Annotated in this window: 18 protein-coding genes; 2 read left to right on the forward strand and 16 right to left on the reverse strand. The window is 33.4% G+C overall.

Annotated elements, in window-relative coordinates:
- Positions 1-5: 5 nt before the first annotated feature.
- The 8 genes from BTR34_RS16085 to BTR34_RS16120 form a co-directional block, all read right to left on the reverse strand.
- On the reverse strand, positions 6-1,211 hold the full coding sequence (locus tag BTR34_RS16085) for a PDDEXK family nuclease (protein ID WP_074472154.1): 1,206 nt from the start codon (positions 1,209-1,211) through the stop codon (positions 6-8).
- 134 nt (positions 1,212-1,345) lie between these two features.
- Positions 1,346-2,605 (reverse strand): threonine ammonia-lyase, encoded by a 1,260-nt coding sequence (gene ilvA / locus BTR34_RS16090; protein ID WP_068485149.1) that lies wholly within the window; start codon positions 2,603-2,605, stop codon positions 1,346-1,348.
- Entirely contained in the window at positions 2,602-4,074 is a 1,473-nt protein-coding gene (ilvC, locus tag BTR34_RS16095; protein WP_068485148.1) for a ketol-acid reductoisomerase, read from the reverse strand. Before ilvC ends, ilvA begins: the two co-directional genes overlap by 4 nt.
- An 8-nt stretch (positions 4,075-4,082) precedes the next feature.
- Entirely contained in the window at positions 4,083-4,619 is a 537-nt protein-coding gene (gene ilvN / locus BTR34_RS16100; RefSeq protein ID WP_068485147.1) for an acetolactate synthase small subunit, read from the reverse strand.
- Positions 4,620-4,623: 4 nt separating this feature from the next.
- Positions 4,624-6,345: a biosynthetic-type acetolactate synthase large subunit gene (gene ilvB, locus BTR34_RS16105; RefSeq protein WP_068485146.1), complete on the reverse strand. Its 1,722-nt coding sequence runs from the start codon at positions 6,343-6,345 to the stop codon at positions 4,624-4,626.
- A gap of 23 nt (positions 6,346-6,368) precedes the next feature.
- Positions 6,369-8,045: a dihydroxy-acid dehydratase gene (ilvD, locus tag BTR34_RS16110; RefSeq protein WP_068485145.1), complete on the reverse strand. Its 1,677-nt coding sequence runs from the start codon at positions 8,043-8,045 to the stop codon at positions 6,369-6,371.
- 6 nt (positions 8,046-8,051) lie between these two features.
- The gene (locus BTR34_RS16115) at positions 8,052-8,918 is read right to left on the reverse strand and encodes a branched-chain amino acid transaminase (protein WP_068485144.1); all 867 of its coding nucleotides are present in this window, start codon (positions 8,916-8,918) and stop codon (positions 8,052-8,054) included.
- A 768-nt stretch (positions 8,919-9,686) separates the two neighbouring features.
- Complete coding sequence (locus BTR34_RS16120; RefSeq protein WP_068485143.1) at positions 9,687-10,277, reverse strand: hypothetical protein; 591 nt, start codon at positions 10,275-10,277, stop codon at positions 9,687-9,689.
- A gap of 232 nt (positions 10,278-10,509) precedes the next feature.
- On the opposite strand from BTR34_RS16120, the gene BTR34_RS16125 reads away from it, so the two are divergent.
- Complete coding sequence (locus BTR34_RS16125) at positions 10,510-12,072, forward strand: IS1182 family transposase (RefSeq protein WP_068485162.1); 1,563 nt, start codon at positions 10,510-10,512, stop codon at positions 12,070-12,072.
- Between the two features lie 88 nt (positions 12,073-12,160).
- Here the strand turns inward: BTR34_RS16125 and BTR34_RS16130 are convergent, their stop codons facing one another.
- The 7 genes from BTR34_RS16130 to BTR34_RS16160 all read right to left on the reverse strand — a co-directional run bounded on the left by BTR34_RS16130 (position 12,161) and on the right by BTR34_RS16160 (position 19,390).
- Positions 12,161-12,811 (reverse strand): hypothetical protein, encoded by a 651-nt coding sequence (locus tag BTR34_RS16130; protein WP_068485822.1) that lies wholly within the window; start codon positions 12,809-12,811, stop codon positions 12,161-12,163.
- A gap of 158 nt (positions 12,812-12,969) precedes the next feature.
- Positions 12,970-13,818, reverse strand: coding sequence for a peptidase associated/transthyretin-like domain-containing protein (locus tag BTR34_RS16135; RefSeq protein ID WP_074472155.1), 849 nt, complete (start codon positions 13,816-13,818; stop codon positions 12,970-12,972).
- A gap of 139 nt (positions 13,819-13,957) precedes the next feature.
- Positions 13,958-14,461, reverse strand: a complete 504-nt coding sequence (locus BTR34_RS16140) for a hypothetical protein (RefSeq protein ID WP_157483868.1) — start codon at positions 14,459-14,461, stop codon at positions 13,958-13,960.
- Positions 14,462-14,626: 165 nt separating this feature from the next.
- Positions 14,627-15,133, reverse strand: a complete 507-nt coding sequence (locus tag BTR34_RS16145; protein ID WP_068485134.1) for a hypothetical protein — start codon at positions 15,131-15,133, stop codon at positions 14,627-14,629.
- A 416-nt stretch (positions 15,134-15,549) separates the two neighbouring features.
- The gene (locus BTR34_RS16150; protein WP_068485135.1) at positions 15,550-17,082 is read right to left on the reverse strand and encodes an AlwI family type II restriction endonuclease; all 1,533 of its coding nucleotides are present in this window, start codon (positions 17,080-17,082) and stop codon (positions 15,550-15,552) included.
- A gap of 3 nt (positions 17,083-17,085) precedes the next feature.
- Positions 17,086-18,057 (reverse strand): DNA adenine methylase, encoded by a 972-nt coding sequence (locus BTR34_RS16155; protein ID WP_068485136.1) that lies wholly within the window; start codon positions 18,055-18,057, stop codon positions 17,086-17,088.
- The gene (locus BTR34_RS16160; RefSeq protein ID WP_082960183.1) at positions 18,047-19,390 is read right to left on the reverse strand and encodes a DNA adenine methylase; all 1,344 of its coding nucleotides are present in this window, start codon (positions 19,388-19,390) and stop codon (positions 18,047-18,049) included. Before BTR34_RS16160 ends, BTR34_RS16155 begins: the two co-directional genes overlap by 11 nt.
- Positions 19,391-19,678: 288 nt before the next feature.
- On the opposite strand from BTR34_RS16160, the gene BTR34_RS16165 reads away from it, so the two are divergent.
- Positions 19,679-19,903 carry a hypothetical protein gene (locus tag BTR34_RS16165; RefSeq protein ID WP_068485137.1) on the forward strand — a complete coding sequence of 75 codons (225 nt, stop codon included), beginning with the start codon at positions 19,679-19,681 and terminating at the stop codon, positions 19,901-19,903.
- A gap of 141 nt (positions 19,904-20,044) precedes the next feature.
- On the opposite strand, the gene BTR34_RS16170 is transcribed toward BTR34_RS16165, so the two are convergent.
- Entirely contained in the window at positions 20,045-20,734 is a 690-nt protein-coding gene (locus BTR34_RS16170; protein WP_068485138.1) for a hypothetical protein, read from the reverse strand.
- Positions 20,735-20,808: the final 74 nt, after the last annotated feature.

Raw genomic sequence — 20,808 nt, forward strand, 5'->3', positions numbered from 1 at the left:
ATCTCTCAATATCTATTTCTGTAATCATTTAGTTTCATTATTAAGGCTTCTTCATGACTCCAAAAAGGTTCTTTTGTAATGGTATGTTCGATATAGTTTTGTTTACCTTTTATAGCTTTCAGAGTATTTTGTATCAATTGGCAGCATTTTTTTGGTTCTGTAACAATTTGCTTTTCTGAAAATCTGATAACACCCCAATTAATTTCGTTAAAGAATAAGTTCCTTTTTGCGTCTTTTGTCCTATCGTGATGAATAGTATCTCCAGTATCAAATGAATATGGTTCATCAATTTCTATGTCAATATGAAAATCTATGTCGTCGTCATATACAATAAAGTCTGGTTGAAAGGGATTTTTGCCAATATTTGGAGAGTAATCGGTTAGTACGTTTTTGCCAAACTCATCGTACAAATATTTTAGGAACATTAATTCGCTTTTTCCTTTTTTTGAGTTTCTATTATCTACTAAATTGAGTGTGTCGTTGCCGTTGCGTTGTTTTAATAAATCCAATTCTCGAACACATCGCTCTTTTGAAAATTCTTGATTTTTTGTCTGGAAATCCTGTTCTTGTAGGTCAATTATTGCTTGTATTTTGGCATTATAATTCCTTAAAAGGTCGGTTCTTCTATACTTCTCCTTAAAAGTTAATTCCTCTCGTGTTTTTGAGACGTAAATCGAAAACTTATTGCGGACAAATAACAGAAACAAAAAAGCGAAGTAAATGCCAAATGAGGCAATTGATACAATTGCAAAAACAGATATGTTTCTTCTCTGCTCGAAATCAAAAAAGATTGGTAATAATACTGAGGATGCCAAGAAAATAATGAAGTGAAGAACCAGTATGATTATGAAACTATTTTTTAAAAACTCATCTGTTTTAAAGCCTAATGCTTTGTATTCTACTTCTGTGGTATAGTAAAATGAAGGTTTTCTTGGTAGTAAGTATTCGCCCAAATAAAAGTCATGGTTTTCTAAATCCTTGTGAATTGATTCGTCATTGAATACGAGTAAATCATGTATTTTAAGTTGTAATGGTTTATAAAACGAATGATATTTTGGTTTTACAAAAGTTTCTTTTTTGGGTTTTTGAAATCCCAATCCTTCGCGTAGCTCGGTGTCGGTAAATCCATTCTCAATGAATTCCTTAATTCTTTTGGGTAAAAAAATTGATGGGTATTCTTTTTCTTGGCTATTGAAAATCAATTTGGGCATTCGGTTTTTTTAAATTGGCTACAACGGTTGGTGTATGGTGCGTTTGCATCCCGAAGGGTGCATATGCACTATACATAGTGTTGTGCTTAGTTTTTACTTACAGTAAATCTAATCATTTTTATAGTTTGCTTTTGCTAAATCAAAACTTGAAACAAATCTGGCTTATCATTCAAATATTCTCCAAAGAAATTTTTTGTTTTCATTTTTAGAATCAGTCCGTCTAAATCCCTTGGGTTACTTATTTCTAAACCAACAATGGCTGGACCTGAATTTCTGTTGTGTTTTTTGGAATATTCAAAATGGGTAATATCATCATTTGGACCTAAAATATCATTTAAAAACTCAAGTAAAGCACCTGCTCTTTGCGGAAATTTTATGATGAAATAATGTTTGTGTCCAGAATGAAGCAAAGCACGCTCTTTTATTTCTTCTGTTCGAGTAATGTCATTATTTGAGCCACTAATTAAACAAACTACATTTTTGCCTTTTATTTCAGTAGAAAACTGGCCCAAAACTGCTGTGGTTAAAGCACCAGCAGGTTCCACCACAATGGCGTTTTTATTGTACAGATCTAAAATAGTTTGGCACACTTTTCCTTCGTGAACCGTTACCATTTCGTCTAAATTTTCTTTGCAAATTTCAAAGTTTAAATCGCCTACTTTTTGAACAGATGCACCATCAATAAATTTATCTATGTTATCTATTTTTGTGTTAAATCCATTAATTATAGAAACAGACATTGAAGGAGCGCCTTTTGGTTCAACACCTATAATTTTTGTGTTGGGAGAAAGTTCTTTAAATATACTGGAAACACCAGCAGCCAAACCACCACCACCAACAGGCAAAAACAAATAATCTACAGGTGTTTTGCTTTGTGCTAATATTTCTAAAGCAATGGTTGCTTGCCCTTCTATTACTTTTATATCGTGAAAAGGATGTACAAAAGACATCTTTTTTTCTTTGCAATAATCTGTGGCTGCATAAGAAGCATCATCATAAGTATCGCCATTTAAAACCACTTCTACATAATCTCCGCCAAACATTTTTACTTGTTCTATTTTTTGATTGGGTGTAGTCGTTGGCATAAATATAACACCCTTTATTTTTTTTGCTTTACAAGAAAAAGCAACACCTTGAGCGTGATTTCCTGCACTGGCACAAACGACTCCTTGCTCTAATTCTTCGCCAGTTAATGATGAAATTTTATGATAAGCTCCTCTTATTTTATAAGAACGAACTTCTTGTAAATCTTCTCGTTTAAAAACAATATTAGCCTCATATTTTTCAGATAAATACTGATTTTTTTGTAATGGCGTTTCCAAAACAACATCTCTTAAAAGAGATGCTGCTTTTTTCACGTTTTCTAAAGTAATATATTGAGTTTCTGTGGTCATTTTTTTAGTTTTTGCATTGCGCTCATAGAAGTTCTCAAAGTCGCACCTATTTTTTCTATTGGATGATTTCTCAAAGCTTGATTTACTGCTATTAATTTTTTATTATCCACTTTGTTGTCTGTTGAAAATGGCTTACCAATTAAGTTTGCATCCACATTTTTCATAAAATCAGCTAACAAAGGTTGGCAAGCGTGATCAAATAAATAACAGCCGTATTCTGCTGTGTCAGAAATAACTCGATTCATTTCATAGAGTTTTTTTCGTGCTATTGTATTGGCAATTAATGGCACTTCGTGCAGTGATTCGTAATAGGCAGATTCTGCTTTTATTCCAGAATTTACCATTGTTTCATAAGCCAATTCTACACCCGCTTTTAAAAATGCTGCCAATAAAGTTCCATTGTCAAAAAAATCTTGCTCACTAATTAATTCATCTGTTGCTTTTGTTTGCTCAAAAACGGTTTCGCCTGTTGCTTTTCTCCAGTTCAATAAATCTTTATCATCATTTGCCCAATCTTTCATCATTCCTTTAGAAAATTCACCAGACATAATATTGTCCATATGTTTATGGAATAATGATCTCATAATTATTTTCAATTCCTCAGCCAATTCGTAGGCTTTCACTTTTGCTGGGTTAGATAGTCTGTCCATCATATTAGTTAAACCACCGTGTTTTAAGGCTTCAGTCAATGTTTCCCAACCGTATTGAACCAATTTTGCAGCATAATTAGCGTCTATTCTTTTTTCGAGCATTTTATCGAAACACAAAATTGATGCAGATTGTAGCACGCCACAAAGTATGGTTTGTTCGCCCATTAAATCTGATTTTACTTCGGCTACAAAAGAGGAATTTAACACACCAGCTTTATCGCCACCTGTGGCAACAGCATAAGCTTTTGCTAATTCCAAACCTTCATTTTCCGGGTCGTTTTCTGGATGAACAGCAATCAAAGTGGGTACACCAAAATCTCTTTTATATTCTTCTCTCAATTCCGAACCAGGCGATTTTGGAGCCATCATTATTACTGTTAAATCTTCCCTTATTTTCATTCCTTCTTCTACAATATTGAAACCGTGAGAATAAGATAAAGCTGCTCCTTTTTTCATTAAAGGCATTACTTTACTTACCACATCTGTATGTTGTTTATCAGGCGTGAGGTTTATAACCAAATCTGCGGTTGGTATCATTTCTTTATAAGTTCCAACCTTAAATTTGTTTTCATTTGCATTTTTAAAAGATTGTCTTCGCTCTTTTATAGCACTTTCTCTTAAAGTGAAAGAAACATCTAAACCAGAATCTCGCATATTTAAACCTTGGTTTAAACCTTGTGCGCCACAACCTATAATGACAATCTTTTTCCCTTTTAAAGCACTTACGCCATTTGTAAATTCTGAGGCATCCATAAAATCACATTTACCTAATTGTGCCAGTTGTTCTCTTAATGATAATGTATTGAAATAATTTTCCATTTTGTTTTTTAATTTTTTACTAATCCTTCTAATTGATCAACTATTGATGATAATGTTTTCATTGGTTTGGTGATGGCAACTCTTCCGGAGCGTACAAATTCTAAAATTCCGAAAGGTTTTAAATCATCAAATAATTGTTGTGTTTCTTCTTTGTGTCCCGTTTTTTCTAAAACTGTAAATTCCGTTTCTACAGATAAAACTCTTGCATTATGTGAACGCACAATTTTTTCTGCATTTCCACCAGAGGCCAAAACACCTGTTTTCACTTTGTAAAGTGCTATTTCTTGGTGCACAGTTTCATCATCAGGATGAAAAACAGCTTTCACCACTTCTACTTGTTTTTCCAGTTGACCTACCACTTTTTTTACTTGGTCTTCTGTTTCTGTTATTACAATTGTATATCTGTAAATTCCCTTAATTTCGCTTTCAGACGCAGCAATACTTTCTACATTTATTTTCCTTCTTGTAAAAATTATTGACACTCTATTGAGTATTCCCACTACATCTTCTGTAAATACAGATATTGTAAATCTTTTCTTTTCCATAGTTTTATTTTAATCTTATGTCTGAAACAGATGCACCAGTTGCTATCATTGGAAATACATTGTTTTCTTTCCCAACCATCACTTCAAGAAAATACGAACCTTCGTGCGCCAACATTTCTTTTACTGCTGCTTCTAAATCTTCTCTTTTTTCTACCTTTTTAGTTTTAATTCCATAGCCATTTACTATGGTTTGAAAATCTGGATTGACCATAGTGGTTGAGGCATATCTTTTTTCAAAAAATAACTCTTGCCATTGTCTTACCATTCCTAAAAATTCATTGTTCAATACCACAATTTTCACAGCAGTTTTAAACTGAAAAATGGTTCCTAATTCTTGAATGGTCATTTGAAAACCACCATCTCCTATAATTCCAATGATCTGCGCTTCTGGTCTTCCCATTTTTGCACCAATGGCAGCAGGTAAACAAAATCCCATAGTTCCTAATCCACCAGAGGTTATTAGCGAACGTGTTTGTTTAAATTTAGCATAGCGACAAGCTATCATTTGGTGCTGCCCAACATCCGTTACAATGATATTTTTTTGGTCAGAATGAAGATTAATTTTGTCCATCACTTCTCCCATAGTCATTAATTCACTCTTCGGATTTAGTTCATCTTTAATCACCTCAGTAAGCTCTTCTTTTTCTAAATCTCTGAATTTCGCCAACCAATCTTTGTGTTCGTTTTCACTAATTAATTCTGTTAATGCACTTAAGCTTTCTTTGGCATTTCCCAAAACTGCAACATCTGTTTTTACATTTTTGTTTATTTCCGCAGGATCAATTTCCAAATGAATCACTTTTGCTTGTTTGGCATATCTGCTTAAATCGCCTGTAACACGGTCGTCAAAACGCATTCCTACTGCTATCAACACATCACATTCATTGGTTAATTTATTGGGTGCATAATTACCGTGCATTCCCAACATTCCTACATTCAGATTATGGTCAGAATCTAAGGCCGACAAACCCATAATGGTCCAAGCCGAAGGCAAATCCGCCTTTTCTATAAATGCTTTAAACTCTTTTTCGGCTTCTGCCAAAAGCACACCTTGCCCAAACAAAACAAGTGGTTTTTTGGCAGCATTAATCAATACTGCGGCTTCTTTTACTTTTTCTAAATCTAATTGAGGAGTTGGCACATAACTTCTCATTCCTTTAAAAGGTTTATACTCAAAATCAAGCGTTTCAAATTGAGCATCTTTAGTAATATCTACCAAAACGGGACCTGGTCTTCCTGTTCTTGCTATATAAAAAGCTTTTGCTAAAGCATAAGGAATTTCTTCTGCTCGAGTAACTTGAAAATTCCATTTGGTAACAGGCATAGAAATACCAATGATATCCGTTTCCTGAAAAGCATCTGTACCTAATAAATGACTTGCCACTTGCCCTGTAATACATACGATTGGCGTAGAATCTATTTGTGCATCTGCTATTCCAGTAATTAAATTGGTAGCTCCAGGCCCTGAGGTAGCTAAGCAAACACCCACTTTTCCTGTTGCTCTGGCATAGCCTTGTGCTGCGTGTGTTGCGCCTTGTTCGTGTCTGATTAAAATATGTGTCAACTTATCTTCTACATCATAAAGTGCATCATAAACAGGCATAATTGCTCCGCCTGGATAGCCAAATATTAAATCAACTCCTTCTGCTATAAGTGAATGAACTACAGCTTGTGAGCCAGTCATTACTTGTTGTTTTGTTTTCGTTTTTATTGTTAAATCTTCCATTTTACTATGGTTTTATTTTTTAATTAGAATTCATCTGTAACACAACCTTCAGATGCACAGGAAACGGTTCTTGCATATTTATACAACACGCCTTTTTTGTGTTTTAAATCGGGTTGTTTCCAATTGGTTTTTCGTTTTGATAATTCTTCTTCCGAAACATCAAAATCAATGGTGTTTTTTATAGCATCAATGGTTATTTTATCACCATTTCGTACAAAAGCAATTGGTCCACCAACTTGTGCTTCTGGTGAAATGTGGCCTACTACAAAGCCGTGTGTTCCACCTGAAAATCTACCGTCAGTTATTAAGGCAACGTCATTTCCCAAACCAGCACCAATAATTGCCGCAGTAGGTTTAAGCATTTCAGGCATCCCTGGACCACCTTTTGGCCCTTCATACCTTATAACGACAACGTCTCCTTTTTGAACCTTTCCATCTCTTATACCATCATTAGCGTCATATTCTGAATTAAACACTTTTGCAGTTCCAGTAAATTGAAGACCTTCTTTTCCTGTAATTTTTGCAACAGCACCTTTTGGCGATAAATTTCCTCTCAGTATTCTTAAATGCCCCATTTCTTTTATAGGATTTTCTAATGGTTTTATAATTTGTTGACCGGCTTTTAAGTCTGGAACGTTTTCAAGATTTTCGGCTAAAGTTTTTCCTGTAACGGTTAAACAATCTCCGTGTAATAAACCGTTTTTCAATAAATATTTTAAAACCGCAGGAATTCCACCAATTTCGTGAACGTCTTCCATCAAAAACTGTCCGCTTGGTTTCAAGTCTGCTAAAAAAGGAGTTGTATCTGCTATTCTTTGAAAATCATCTAAGGTAAATTCCACTTCAGCAGTTCTGGCAATTGCCAAAAAGTGTAATACGGCATTGGTAGAGCCGCCCATTATCATTACTAATCTTATGGCATTTTCTAATGCTTTTTTGGTAACAATGTCTTTTGGTTTAATGTCTTTTTCAAGCAATAAACGAACGGCTTCACCAGCCTTTATACTTTCTACTTTTTTCTCTTTTCCTAAGGCTGGGTTTGAAGAATTGTATGGCAAAGACATTCCCAAAGCTTCAATAGCAGATGCCATAGTGTTTGCTGTGTACATTCCGCCACAAGCACCAGCTCCAGGGCAGGCTTTTTCTATTACATTTTGGTATTCTACTTCATCCATTTTGCCAGCCACTTTTTGTCCCCAAGCTTCAAAAGCGGAAACGACATCCAGTTTTTTACCCTTATGACAACCAGAAGCAATTGTGCCGCCATAAACCAAAACACCTGGTCGGTTTGTTCTGAGCATGGCCATTAATGCGCCAGGCATATTTTTGTCGCAACCAACAACTGTTACCAATGCGTCATAAGACATTCCTTCCACTACTGTTTCCATAGAATCTGCGATTACATCTCTTGATGGTAATGAATATCTCATTCCTGGAGTTCCCATAGAAATACCGTCACTTACACCAATAGTGTTGTATATTAAACCTACTAAATTGGCGTTTTTGGTACCGCGCTTAACTTCAAGTGCTAAATCGTTGAGGTGCATATTACAAGGGTTACCTTCATAACCCGTGCTAGCAATGCCCACAAAAGGTTTACTAAAATCTTCTTTTGTTAAGCCGATTGCGTGCAACATTGCTTTTGCAGCTGGTTGCGAATCGTCTTGAGTTACGCGTTTGCTGTATTTATTTAATTCCATTTTTATTTATTTTATATGAACACATTTTTGATAAGCATCTTCCAATTGATAGCCTAAAGTTTTTTCCCAAGGCAAATTGAAACTGTGATTGTCCAAACTTCCAATTGCAGCAACTTCTGCTGCCGTTCCTGTGAAAAAGGCTCCATCTGCCTGATATACTTCTTCAACTTTAAAAAACTTTTCTACTACTTCAAAACCTAAATCTTCTGCTAATTCAAAAATAGTTTGTCGTGTTATACCAGAAAGGATATTTCCCAATGGTGCAGTAAATAATTTTTCGTCTTTTTCAAAAAAGAAATTTGCTCCAGGTCCTTCGGCCACATTTTCGTTCATATCCAAAAGTAAAGCTTCATCAAAACCTTTTTGCTTCGCTTCGGTAGTTGCCAATAAAGAATTGGTGTAATGACCGCTTACTTTGGCTTCTACAAAACAAGATTTTGGATTGGGTCTCTGAAAAGATGAAGTCATTAATTTGAGCTGCGTATCGCCTAAATATCTTCCCCATTGCCAAGCGCAAAGCATTACGTGAACATCTTCTGTGGGTTGAAGAGACATATTTTCGCCTAAATAAACCAAAGGACGGATATAAGCATCTTCCAATTGGTTTCTTTCTAGTAATTCATAACTTAAATCAATTAATTCCTGAACAGAATACTTCAGATTGATGTGCATTTTTTCTGCTGAATAATGCAACCTTTCATAATGTGCTTTAGCTTTAAAAATATTTGCGCCTTTATCTGTTTTGTAAGATCTAATCCCTTCAAAAACACCAGCTCCATAATGTAGCGTTTGACTATACAGATTCGTTTTTCCATTTTGGGCTTTTATCCATTGGCCATCCAAAAATATTTGGGTTTCTTTGTTGTAATACATTTTTTTATTTTGTGTTTATTAATTTTTTAGTCAAAAAAAAAAGCCCTTCTCATATTTTTTGAGAAGGGCTTTTATATTATATCAATACAATTACATTCTCACCTGGGCGGTAAAATAATTATGCTAATAATAATTTTGCTTATTATAGTAGTCATCAAGTAGATTGAATTTAAATTTTGTGTTTTCATTGTTTGTTTATTCTGAAATTTTAATCAAAAAAAAGCCATCCTAACTGGATGGCTTTTAATAAATATATTTCATTTATAGGCATCCTTATCTTTCGTGACTAATAATCACGATTTCCAAAATAGATGCTATAATGTTTCTGTTTTTCATTTAGGTGCAAATATACACTTTATTTTTATAAAACCTAATGAGAAGTTTTATTTCTGTTGTATTTACTTGACATCCATGAATATGGTTGTGCTGATTCTCTTCAGTTATTCTAAATTAAGCACAACGGTTGGGCTAAGCGTAGTGCGGTAGTAAGGAAACTTTTCGTTTCCGTCTGCGCACGAAGCTAAAGCTTTTGGTTTCGCTTTTTCTTTTCTTGTCCAAAGCTAAATCCTAAAGATTTAGCGACTTTATAAATATACACAGACCTTTCGGTTCTGCCCTAAAGTCCGCATTACGTTTAGGTTTTGTTGTAATCAGTAGCGACACGTTTGAGTAAGCACGAATCTTTGCGTTCTGGTTTTTATTCCATCCGAGTGAAGTCCATCTGCGCAACGGTTACGTCAGAGTAAGGTCCATCTAGAGTATTTATTTTTATTCCAATTCTCTATCTAGAAAATTAAATTTCAAATCATCTGGTACACCAAGATTTTTTCTACCTTCTTTAAAGTCCGATTCAGTGGTGTATTTATATACTCTCTCTTTACTATTCCACGTGTTTTTGTTACTATCGCTAATATCGATAATATAATAGTTTGTTTTTTTCTTATAAGGGAACAAACTGTCTGGTGGATTCCAGCCGTTACTTATGTGGTACCAATGTCCATTTTTTCTAAAAATACTATCGCCACTCCAAATGTACACGGTGTCTGCGGGATTACTCAAACGATAATATCCAGTACTATCTCTATTAAAAAGTCGAGCCGAAATTTCTTCTTGCTTATTTGGATGTTGTTTTGCAATAATTATATTGTCATTAAAACCTACGGCAAAAACCGTTTCAGGTATTAGAACAGCACCTCCATATTTAGTACTATCCGAATTTTTAAAAAGAGCTCTATATCTGGGCTCTGACCACCAACCTAAATTGAAATCCTTAGTCAAGTGTTTGGTTTGTGTTTCTTCGTCCCATAAACAACTTGACAAAAGAAACACGGTAAAAATGCCGACTACTATTTTCTTCATTTAGATGTTTGTGCTTTTTTTTTGAGCTATTGATTACAACGGTATCGGCTATGAGTAGTTGCGTGGTTTAGTACTTAATTTTGCAAGTACACACCAAGTTGGAAATTCCTGCGAAATTTCCAAAGTAGGCGAGAACAAGCAATTACTTATAGCCATTGTGCCTGTTGCACAAGATATAAAAAATATCGAGCTCTGATCCTTGCCGATCGGACATTTGATCGTAACTTGTTGTATGCAGGGAAAAAAGGAGTACCAGGAGAAGCTTTTCGCTAGTTTCCAACTTAGTGAACGTATACCGAAGAACAATTTTTACAGGCGTTTGGGATCCGCCCTTGATCTTGGTTTCCTCTATAAGTTGACTCGGCCCTATTATGGGGAGAGCGGTCAAAAGAGCATAGACCCCGTGGTGTTCTTCAAGCTTTGTCTGGTGGGTTATCTGGAGAACCTTATCAGCGACCGTAAACTGATTGCGCATTGTTCGATGCGCTTGGACATTCTTTATTTCATAGGCTATGACATTGATGAGGAACTTCCATGGCACAGTACCATAAGCCGTACACGCCAACTGTTTCCAGAGTCCGTTTTCGAGGAAGTGTTCACGAATATTTTACAGTTGTGTATAGAAAAGGGAATGGTAAGTGGTCATACCCAAGCGATAGATTCGGCACCGGTAAAGGCGAACGCGAGTATGGATACCTTGGAACTGAAAGTGCCCGAGGAAGAACTAAAGGAGCACTTGGTGCGGATACGGGCGATCAGCGCCATGGACAGGGAAGTGCCACACCGTAAGTCCAAGGATAATAAAGCGGATAAGGGCGATCGTAGTATTACCGCAAGTGGAAAGGAGCTGAATGCGATAAAGAGCCGTAACAAGAAGTGGGCGAAGGATCAGGATCAAAGACCCGGTGCAGGTAATAAAGGTGCGAAGTACACCAGTAACAAAACACATTATAGCCCAACGGACCCCGATGCCAGGATAAGTGTGAAACCCGGCAAGGCCAGAAAGCTGAACTATCTTTCTCAACTTAGTGTTGACACGGCGCATCATGTTATAACCGACATCAGGGCGTACCATGCAGATGGAAAGGATAACCAGCAATTACAGGATATCGTACAACGCTTGCAAAGAAGATTATGGCAACAAGGTCTGGTATTTGAAAACTGCGTGGCCGATACGGGGTATAGTAGCGGGGAGAACTATGCATTTCTGGAAAACCAAGGGCTAAAAAGTTTCATTCCACCGCATGGCACCTATAAAGGTGGTCCCGATGGGTTTACGTACATCAGGGAACACGACAATTATCTATGCCCACAGGGCAAGGTGATCCCTTTCAAAAAAGTGTTCCTTGACAGCCGGACCAAGACCAAAAAGAAGGCGTACCGCGCGTCGAGCAAGATCTGCAAGGGCTGCTCGATCATGGAAAGCTGCCTTGGAAAGGTCAACGAGAAACAGTTCTCGGTCACGTATTATCGGGCGGAATACGAACGGAACATCGCAAGGGTCGAGAGCCCACAGGGCAGGTATATGAAGGGTAAACGACAAAGCACCGTAGAACCCGTTTTCGGTACCCTCACCCAGTTCATGGGCATGCGCAAGATAAATACGATAGGTCTGGAACAGGCCAACAAGGTGATGCACCTCTCCGCAATCGCCTATAACCTTAAGAAGTACCTGAAATTTGAACTGAAACGTTCAAATAGTGGGCTAGCAAAGCTTGCTTTTAAGGTCTTTATAAAAAGTACTGTCCAAGATATGTTTTCAGTATTCCTAAGGCATCAAAAAGTGACATTCTAATACTGAACCGGTAATAATAAAACCTCTTAAAGAGGCTTTATTATGTTGATTTTATTCAGAATTTAAGCTTGTGCAACGGTTACCATTGTTAGCCACTGGTTTTATTTAGTTCGTTATAATATTTTTCAGCTTTTTCTTTTCCATATAATTGAATGTCTTTCTCTTTCCATTTCTCTATGTTTTCAGAGTAATATTCATTCAGTTTTTTAGAATTATAACTTTTAATATCCTCAACTATTTCATCTCCTAAATAGCTCCATACTTGGTATGAGTCGATTTCGGTTAGTCGTTCTAATAATTCTATTTCCTCCTTTTTAGATAATCTTTTATGCCAAATAAATTCAAAAAGTCCTTCCGCTAACTTTTGTTCAACATTAGCATTCTTTTCGATTCTTAATTGTTCGATTACTTTTTCAATTCCGAGTTTTAAGATGTTTAAATCAAAATCTGCAATATCAAATTCAAGAAAGTCACAAAGAATTGCTGAAGCAAATTCCCTTGTTGCTTCGTCTGACACTCGTATATCTCTTATTAATCGATGAAAAAAATCAGTTTTAGAGACTTTTTCTCCGAAAGAAAGATGGTTCTCTGCAATTCGCTCAATAATATTTTCGTTGTCGAAACTGACAGAATATTTTTCCTCCATATTTTCGGAACTCCAACTATTCAATTCAAGAGTAATTCCTGTTTTTTCTGAATTCAGTATTTTAATTTTATGTCCGATGAATGTTTCTTTCATTGCTGTCTTTTCAACTTGTGGCTAACGGTTTTGTGTATGATTTCGTTGCGTGTTTAAGCACTAAAGTTAGCAAATAAAACACAGATAGAAAGTCCGCGAGGACTTTCGTAAGAAAGCTATAACTAGCAATGAATTATACACGGTGTTGGCAACTGTATTTATTTGTTTTTTAGCACCTTAGAATATTTCATGTTAAACTTAATTGTTTCTCCAATTTTCAATTTCTGACTAGGATAGTATGGTTCATTAATAACCATATTATCGTAATTGCAATCAGGATAATCAATAACTCTGTATACTAGATTATATCCGCCCTTACGTTTATTTTTCTTAGTAATTACTCCTTTGATAATACAATCAAAGTTTTCTCCATCATAAGTATATGAATATGGATTCAAAGTTGTAATGTCTGTACCATTATGTCTTTGAATTACATTGTACGGAACTTTTATAATATCTCCTATTTTCAGTTCATTAAATTTTGTTTTAATCTGTTTCTTTCTCAATTTATCTTGTCTTCGAATTTCGTCAAGATTTGGGAAGTCTAGTTCAAACTTTCTAATGACACAAGGTTTTTCGGTTTTGAAAATTCCTTTTTGAAAAGCTTGAGAGTGCAATTCCGTTAATTTTTCAAACTCTTTTTTGCGTAGTCTGTCAACTTTTCTTGGTGACATAAAATCATATGTAGAAGCCAAAAACAGAATTATCTCTAGATTTTCACATTCTTTTGGAACTGAAATTGTTGCCCATTCATAGCCAACTCCAGCAAAAATTAATTTATCCGTTTCTTTGGGTAATTTAATTTTGAAATAACCATTCAAGTCTGACTGTCCGATTTTGATTGTATCCTTGTCGAATATTGTTATTCCAATTGCACTTTCCAAAAATTGGTCAATAGTTTTTCCACTTAAAGTCCGTTGACCAAATGCCGAAAAAACGCATAAAAAGAATGATATGAAAAATGTTGTTTTAAATCTCAATGTTTTCGGTTTGGATATTGTTGCCAACGTGTTTGTATATGATACGTTGCGTGTGTTAGCACGAAAGTTAGCAAATAAAAACCAGATAGAAAATCCGCGAGGATTTTCGTAAGTAAGCCAGCACTAGCTATGGATTATATACGGTGTTGTACGCTGGCTTTTTTTATTAATAATTCGCTTTATTTACACTAAAAACGTGTGTTTTTCCAATACTGTCCACATACACATATTTATAATATTTGGTATTCATTAAGAGGTTTGAAAATTTATACCAAGTTCCGTTTTCAAGTTTTCCAATTGTCGGTTTTTCAATTCCGTTTACGTTCCAGTTCCAACCATTATTTTTGTCAAAATATATTTTGTCTTTTATATACGATTCATTTCCCCAATAACTGCAAGTAAAAGAATTGTCCTTTTCAAGTGAGTTTTCAAAATCCCAATAGTGAGAATTTTTTATAAAACCATTTGAGAAAACGTCCAAACGATTGTCCAATACAATCATTTTATCAATTAGGATTGCGTGGTTGTATTCGTCCCAATTATCGTTTATAATAAATTCGTTAGTTATTTCAATCCGATTTTTTTCAGGAACAAAATCTGTCCAAAACAAAGCGACAAATACAAGTCCAATTATAAGTCCGATTAATAATATCAGCGTGATTTTTTTCAATTCGAGTGAGTTTTTTCAGCTTGCGTACAACGTGTTTGTATATGGAAAGTTGCGTGTTTGCGTGCGAGGATTTTCCGAAGGAAAATCAGACGTAGCAAACATGCAACGACCTTTGATTTAGCACAAAACCAGCAATTTTTTATATACGGTGTTGGCAAATCGTTTTTATATTTTCTCTTTTTTCAATTTCCGCTTTTCTTTCCGTCTTTCACTTTTTGATTTCCGGTCATAACTTGCGAGCCAATTGATATATTTTTCTTTAAATGATTTCCCGTCATCTTTCTCAATCCAAGGTAAATAATATTCAATTAAGTTCGGATTATTTTCACAAAATTCCATCGTACAGTTTTGAACTCCAGTAACTATAAAATATGGCATTCTCTCAATTCGGTCAGCGATAATAATTGCAATTTCTCCTTTCGTTAAATTCCGCTCTTGACATTCCGATTTAACTTTAGTCAGAGTTGAGTCAGTAAAAAATTCCGCAAGAGTTTTTAGCGAGTTTTCTCCAAAAGCAATAATCTTTTTAGCTTGTTCCGTTTTTATTATTTCTTTAGAGTTTTCCGTTTCCGAAATTCCGTTTAATAGTAAATCAATTTCAGATTCGGTTTGTGAGAAACTCAAATTGAGATTCAGCAGAATTGTCAAAAGTATTAGTCCAATTTTTTTCATTCAGTTTAGATTATTTTCAAATCTATTCTTTGTTTAGTAATTCCGAAACTCTAGATGAGTGAACGATGATTTTCAATTAGTTAACGATTCTCTTAAATGTTTGCCAACGGTATTGTGTATGAAACGTAGCGTATAAATAAACGCTAACTTTTCGGATTTAGCACAAGCCGAATTTTTTATTTTTATGTTTTATTTTCTTTTATAAATATAACCAAATAAAAAATTTGGCGACTTTGTAAATATACAAAAACCTCTCGGAAAGCCTATAATAGCTATGTTTTATACACGTTGTTGTAAGTAGTGCTTTTTTTCTTTCCGCAAACTTGCTAGCGTTGGCAGAAGACATACTCTTTTGCAATTTTTGGCTTAGCGTTGGCTGTAGCGAATTGCGAATGTGTATGGCTTTGAGCGTTGGCTTAATTCAGATTATTTCTAAAACTCTCAAAAACATCCTTTGTGTAGTTAGTCATATCTTCAAAGTTTTCGTTAACCTGTGTGACTTCTATAAATTCAGGTAATGTATAAGGTTTTATATTTACATCATAATCACTCGACTTGCTTTTTACAATTGAGTAATCAAAAAATTCCCTCACATCTTGATGAATTGTGGGTGCAATAAATGATAAATATTTAATTAATCTATCATCAAACTCTTCATTCGAGTATAAATGCCTTATGACATTAGCTGTTTCGTGATTTAATTGTTGAGTTTTATTGCGAATTAAAGTTACTTCTATCAACCAATAAATATCGTTTGAAAAGATTTCTATATCTCCTTTATTTCCTGGTGCGTGAGAATATGGTTTTCCAATATGGTCTGCTTTATAGTTTGGTCTTATGGCAAACTCTTTACCATATTTTATGGCTATTAAAATTGAAACATAAAACTCTAACTTTAAAGGGTCTGGAATCTCCATAAATTCGTCAATTACAGAACTCCTTGAACCAATTTTGTTTATACTCTCAATAATTATTTCTTCGTCAATATTATATTCATCTATTATGCTGAAAATCTTGTTTAAATAAAGGTTACCATCTATTCTATCTTCATCACGATATTTATAAACTATTTCTAAATATTCGTCATTTTTAGAGTTTAAAGCATCAAAATACTCTTTTGGATTCTTTTTTTGTTCTTCTGATAAATGGAAGTCAACTGATAATAGTTCATTAACATATTCTCTTTTGTTTTCATTTAATTCTATCATTCTCTTGCCAATATATCTAATAGAAATAAAGCCAGAAATTATTAAAACTCTCCTTAAAACATCAGGATATGTTTTAGTTACAGTATCAAATTTTGTAACATTATATCCATTTGCTTCTAAAAAATCATAAGCTTCATCAGGACTATTAAAGCTATTTTCTTCTGTAATTTTGATAAACTCCTCTACATCTCCATTTCTACTGAAAGTAGCCACAATAAACTGTTCGTAACTTATTCGGGACTTTTTTAATAATACACCAATAATAAATTTGAAAAAATTAAAATCATTATCGTTTTTTCTGAAAGGCGATTTACTGTTGTACTTCATAGCTTGAACTGAAAAAGCTTCTTGTTCGGCTAATTCTTTATCTACAAACATTCTACCGATTTGAGAAAATAAAAATGGCTCATCATATCTTGCGTAAACAAATCCTAATTCCTTTGGAAGCCAAGTATAATGATGAAATCGAGAAGCATAACCAGCAGGAAAACCGCCTATTGCTTTTTTTGACCCATTAACCTCAATAACTAAATCTTGAATATCTTCAATTGTAGTATTATCTTCAATTGTAATCTTGTCGCTTGATACAATACCTTCGAGGTATAATTTTGATACAATTTTTAAAAGATTTACATCATTTAAAACCAATCCCTCAAACTCTTTTATACATTCTAAAATACCAATATATCTTTCAGGGTTTCTTACAGCTGAATCGAATGTAATTTGTTTATATCTTGCCATTTACTAATTATATATTTCAACTTCTTTTGAAGTTTTAGTTTTTAATGAAGAGATTTTATTTGCTTTATAATTTGTTATCAAAACCTCCTTAAACTCTTTATTAGAATTGTCGTGATAGCTAATGTAATTGCTTTTAATATCTATAGAATAATGATTTTCACTCCATTTTAAAAACTGTTCGTTTATTTTTCCTTTATAGTGAGTTACATTAGATATCGCAAAGTTGATATTTTGTTCATCTAAATATTCAAGAAATTTGAGTAATCTTTCTTCTGTTTCTTGATTCCATAATTTGTTATACTCGCTAAACGTAATCAAATATGGTGGGTCAAGATATACGAAATCATCATCTTGAAAATTTATGTTTTCAAAAAAGTCAAGAAAATCTAAATTGTGAAAAGTTGTATTCTTTTTTTTAATTAAATCAAAATAATTATTTAATGCAGTTAAAGTGTTTTTGTTAAAATCAACATTTCCAACAGGTAGATTATATTCTCCTTTTGAGTTAAATCTTAACATACGATTAAAGCCATAAATCAAAAGAACATACAAATGAAGAGTTGAATTAGCCTTACCAGAATTATAATCTTTTTTAAGTTTATTAAATCCTTCTTTGTTGAATTTTGCGTAATAAGTTTTTTTCCATTTTTCTCTCAATTCTTGAGGAACAATGTCTTTTATGTATGAATGTGATAATTTGTATTCTTGAATTATTTCAAAAACATTTTTGAAAAACAAATCAGGGTTTTTAGATTGTCTTTCCAAAAAGTTGTGAATTTCAATAACATTTGAGTCAATATCGTTTAGTAAATATTCGTTTGCATTTACATTAAGGAAAACAGAACCTCCACCAGTAAATGGCTCGATAAAACGATTTATCGTTTTAGGAAAATATTTACTAATTTTTGGATAGAGTTTGTATTTATCTCCAACATAAAATAAAGGTGAACGAAATGCTTTGTTTTTATTTGTCATATTTTTTTGTTAGAAATAAAAATTCTTTATGGTCGTTAAAATCGGTTTTTCCTGTGTTGAAATATGTATGTGATTGCTCAAAAGTTTTAGTTTCTCCAACATTATTAAGTATTTCCGTTATTTCTTCGAGCGTAATTTTGTTTTTGGAAGATTTACTTTTTGATTTATATGTGTTATTGTAAGAAACAGCTAAATATTTTACATCCAAATTTTCTACTAAATCCTTAAAAGTGTCTTTTGCTTGAACAGTACAATATTTGCTCATATTCTCTGGTTCAGGTTTTAATGCAACTCCGTATAATTTTGGCTTTTTCCATTGTATAAGATTTTCGTAAATATGATAAAATCTACTGTATTGTCTTGAATTATATGGTGGGTCGATATAGGCTATATCTCCTTTGATATTCCTAACTAATTCATTCGCATCTTCTTGATATATTTTTGCTCCTTTAAAATCAGAAGTTTGAATTAATTTAAAATTCAAAGGTCTTTTTGTAATTGGTTTTTTAATATATGCGTCAAAGTGACCAACAGTATTTGCAAGTTTGTCAATTGTATAAATTAATGAAGTGAGTAAAATTGCGTATTCTCTCGAATTTAGGTCATTATTTTTTTTCTTTTTCTCAATATCTTGTCTTATGTATCCAATTTGTTTTGAAACTTCCTTTTCATAAAATTTACCTCCGAAGTTTTTTGAAAAATAGTTTTCTCTTATAGATTTTGAGTTTAAAGTATTGTATTCATTTGCTAACTCAACAAGTTTGTTAGAATTCCATTTTAATGTACCGTAAAATGCTTGATAAGTTACATTGTTAGAGTAGAGTATGTCGTTTAGAATAACGGTTTTATATTTTTCCATTGCAGATTTTGCTACAATTGAAGTTCCAGAAAAAATGTCAATAAATGTTCCATTACCTTCTGTTTCAGATTCAATAATTTCCATTATCCAATCTGTCAATTTTGCTTTATTTCCAATATATCTGCGACTTTGTAGTTGGAACTTATCTTGATTCTTATAGTCATTGAAAAGATTTAATCCATATTTTAATTTTTGTTCTGCCAGATGAAAACCTTCAAGACCTAAATCCTCATTTTGAACTTCATAGATTATTTTGTCACTAATTAGTTGTCTAATCAAGTCATTTTCACTGTAACTATAAAATTGAGCTAAACTTTGTACTTGTGGTTTTGTTGGAAGTCTTTTCCCTGTTTCAATTCGGCTTAATGAGGTGTAGTTAATTGAAGTTTTATCAGCAACTTCTTGTAGATGAAAACCTTTTGTTTCGCGTATTTCTTTTAAGGTATCTCCAATTGAAACTATTGTGTCCAACATAATTTGACTTTTTTTGTCAAATATAAAAATATTCTTGAGAATTCAGATGTGTGCGAGGGAAAAAAGCAGCTCTTTTATTTTTTTCTGCGTTGGCTTTTCGCGTTGGTAAAAAAATAAATGTGCTGTTTGAGCGTTGGCGTTTTTATTTCAAATGTTCAAGTTTAGCTCGATTTCCGCATTACTTACAACGGTTGGGTATATATGCAGTACCCAAAGCACGGATATTAAAATTTAACACAAACCTTAATAGGGTATTGTATATATACCTTGTTAGCAACAGTTTTAATTATGAAATTTGATTTAACAAAAGTAGAATTTGACCAAGACGATTTAAACACTTTACACGATGTGATTTTTAACGCATTAGATAAGGAAGATTTAACAAACGAACAGATTATGGAATACTGGAATATGTTTCCAGAACATATAAAGTTAGATGCGTTAAAATGGGGTGTGAGTGATACACCTACAAGAGATAAAATCTATGTTTGGCTTCAAGAAAATTGTTGCTAACGTTTTGCTGCTTTGCATCAGTGGCTTGTGATTTAAGACTGACCATAACAAATATAGACAAAATTTCGATTCGTAGAGGTTTTTCCGAAGGAAAAACCAAGCCCAAGCCATTGTGCAAAACAGTTGTTAGGCGACGTTTTTTTATTCATACATTATATTTTCTAATTCGCTTTTTTGTCCTTTGTAAATTTTAAAGAAATCATTCGGATTGTTAGCGATAAGTTTAACCATTCTTTCGTGGTCGTGGTTTAATCTATATACTTTTCCTTTTTTGTCTATTGCAATATAATTTCCGTCTTCCATATCTAAAATAGTATAGTAAAGATTTTCTTGGAATTCAATTTCAAACGTGTAGTCTAATTCTAAAAGTTCAATTTGTTCCTTAGTCAACGATTTTAATATTTTTTCCGCTGTCTTTTGGTCAGGGTTTTCAATTTCGAGATGTTCAAGTTCTATTTTGCCTTTTTGGATTTTGTCTAAGTTAAATGTAATATGAAAATACTCTGGATTGTCAATTTCAATTTTCGTTAATCCGTCAGATTGATAGTATAATTTAATAGGTTGATAAATGTTTTCTTTTTTGTTCCAAACAGAAATTCCAATTAGATTAAAGCAGGTTTTATGGTTTCTGTGAATAATTTCAAATTGTTTTGGATTGTAACCGCGAGAAATATAAATTCCATTCGGTTTGTGCATAAAACTAATTCCGTAAATTTTAGAAAGTTCAATTGCTGTCTTAATTTGGGGCATTACAGTTTCTAACAATTCAGCCACTTTTAGTCCGAATTGTTCGATATGTTTCTTTTTTGTTTTTCTTTTGAAGATGTTCATTTAAAATGTTGCCTAACGGTTAGTATATGAAAAGTAGGCGATTTTGAAGCACTAAACTTTCAGTTAAGTACAAA

The organism is Maribacter hydrothermalis, assembly GCF_001913155.1.
In the GTDB taxonomy this organism is placed as follows: domain Bacteria; phylum Bacteroidota; class Bacteroidia; order Flavobacteriales; family Flavobacteriaceae; genus Maribacter; species Maribacter hydrothermalis.

What these genes read in the sequence shown, in the direction of transcription:
- BTR34_RS16085 (WP_074472154.1), bottom strand. Translation starts at nt 1,211, where the DNA reads ATGCCCAAATTGATTTTCAATAGCCAAGAAAAAGAATACCCATCAATT.
- ilvA (WP_068485149.1), bottom strand. Translation starts at nt 2,605, where the DNA reads ATGACCACAGAAACTCAATATATTACTTTAGAAAACGTGAAAAAAGCA.
- ilvC (WP_068485148.1), bottom strand. Translation starts at nt 4,074, where the DNA reads ATGGAAAATTATTTCAATACATTATCATTAAGAGAACAACTGGCACAA.
- ilvN (WP_068485147.1), bottom strand. Translation starts at nt 4,619, where the DNA reads ATGGAAAAGAAAAGATTTACAATATCTGTATTTACAGAAGATGTAGTG.
- ilvB (WP_068485146.1), bottom strand. Translation starts at nt 6,345, where the DNA reads ATGGAAGATTTAACAATAAAAACGAAAACAAAACAACAAGTAATGACT.
- ilvD (WP_068485145.1), bottom strand. Translation starts at nt 8,045, where the DNA reads ATGGAATTAAATAAATACAGCAAACGCGTAACTCAAGACGATTCGCAA.
- BTR34_RS16115 (WP_068485144.1), bottom strand. Translation starts at nt 8,918, where the DNA reads ATGTATTACAACAAAGAAACCCAAATATTTTTGGATGGCCAATGGATA.
- BTR34_RS16120 (WP_068485143.1), bottom strand. Translation starts at nt 10,277, where the DNA reads ATGAAGAAAATAGTAGTCGGCATTTTTACCGTGTTTCTTTTGTCAAGT.
- BTR34_RS16125 (WP_068485162.1), top strand. Translation starts at nt 10,510, where the DNA reads ATGCAGGGAAAAAAGGAGTACCAGGAGAAGCTTTTCGCTAGTTTCCAA.
- BTR34_RS16130 (WP_068485822.1), bottom strand. Translation starts at nt 12,811, where the DNA reads ATGAAAGAAACATTCATCGGACATAAAATTAAAATACTGAATTCAGAA.
- BTR34_RS16145 (WP_068485134.1), bottom strand. Translation starts at nt 15,133, where the DNA reads ATGAAAAAAATTGGACTAATACTTTTGACAATTCTGCTGAATCTCAAT.
- BTR34_RS16150 (WP_068485135.1), bottom strand. Translation starts at nt 17,082, where the DNA reads ATGGCAAGATATAAACAAATTACATTCGATTCAGCTGTAAGAAACCCT.
- BTR34_RS16155 (WP_068485136.1), bottom strand. Translation starts at nt 18,057, where the DNA reads ATGACAAATAAAAACAAAGCATTTCGTTCACCTTTATTTTATGTTGGA.
- BTR34_RS16160 (WP_082960183.1), bottom strand. Translation starts at nt 19,390, where the DNA reads ATGTTGGACACAATAGTTTCAATTGGAGATACCTTAAAAGAAATACGC.
- BTR34_RS16165 (WP_068485137.1), top strand. Translation starts at nt 19,679, where the DNA reads ATGAAATTTGATTTAACAAAAGTAGAATTTGACCAAGACGATTTAAAC.
- BTR34_RS16170 (WP_068485138.1), bottom strand. Translation starts at nt 20,734, where the DNA reads ATGAACATCTTCAAAAGAAAAACAAAAAAGAAACATATCGAACAATTC.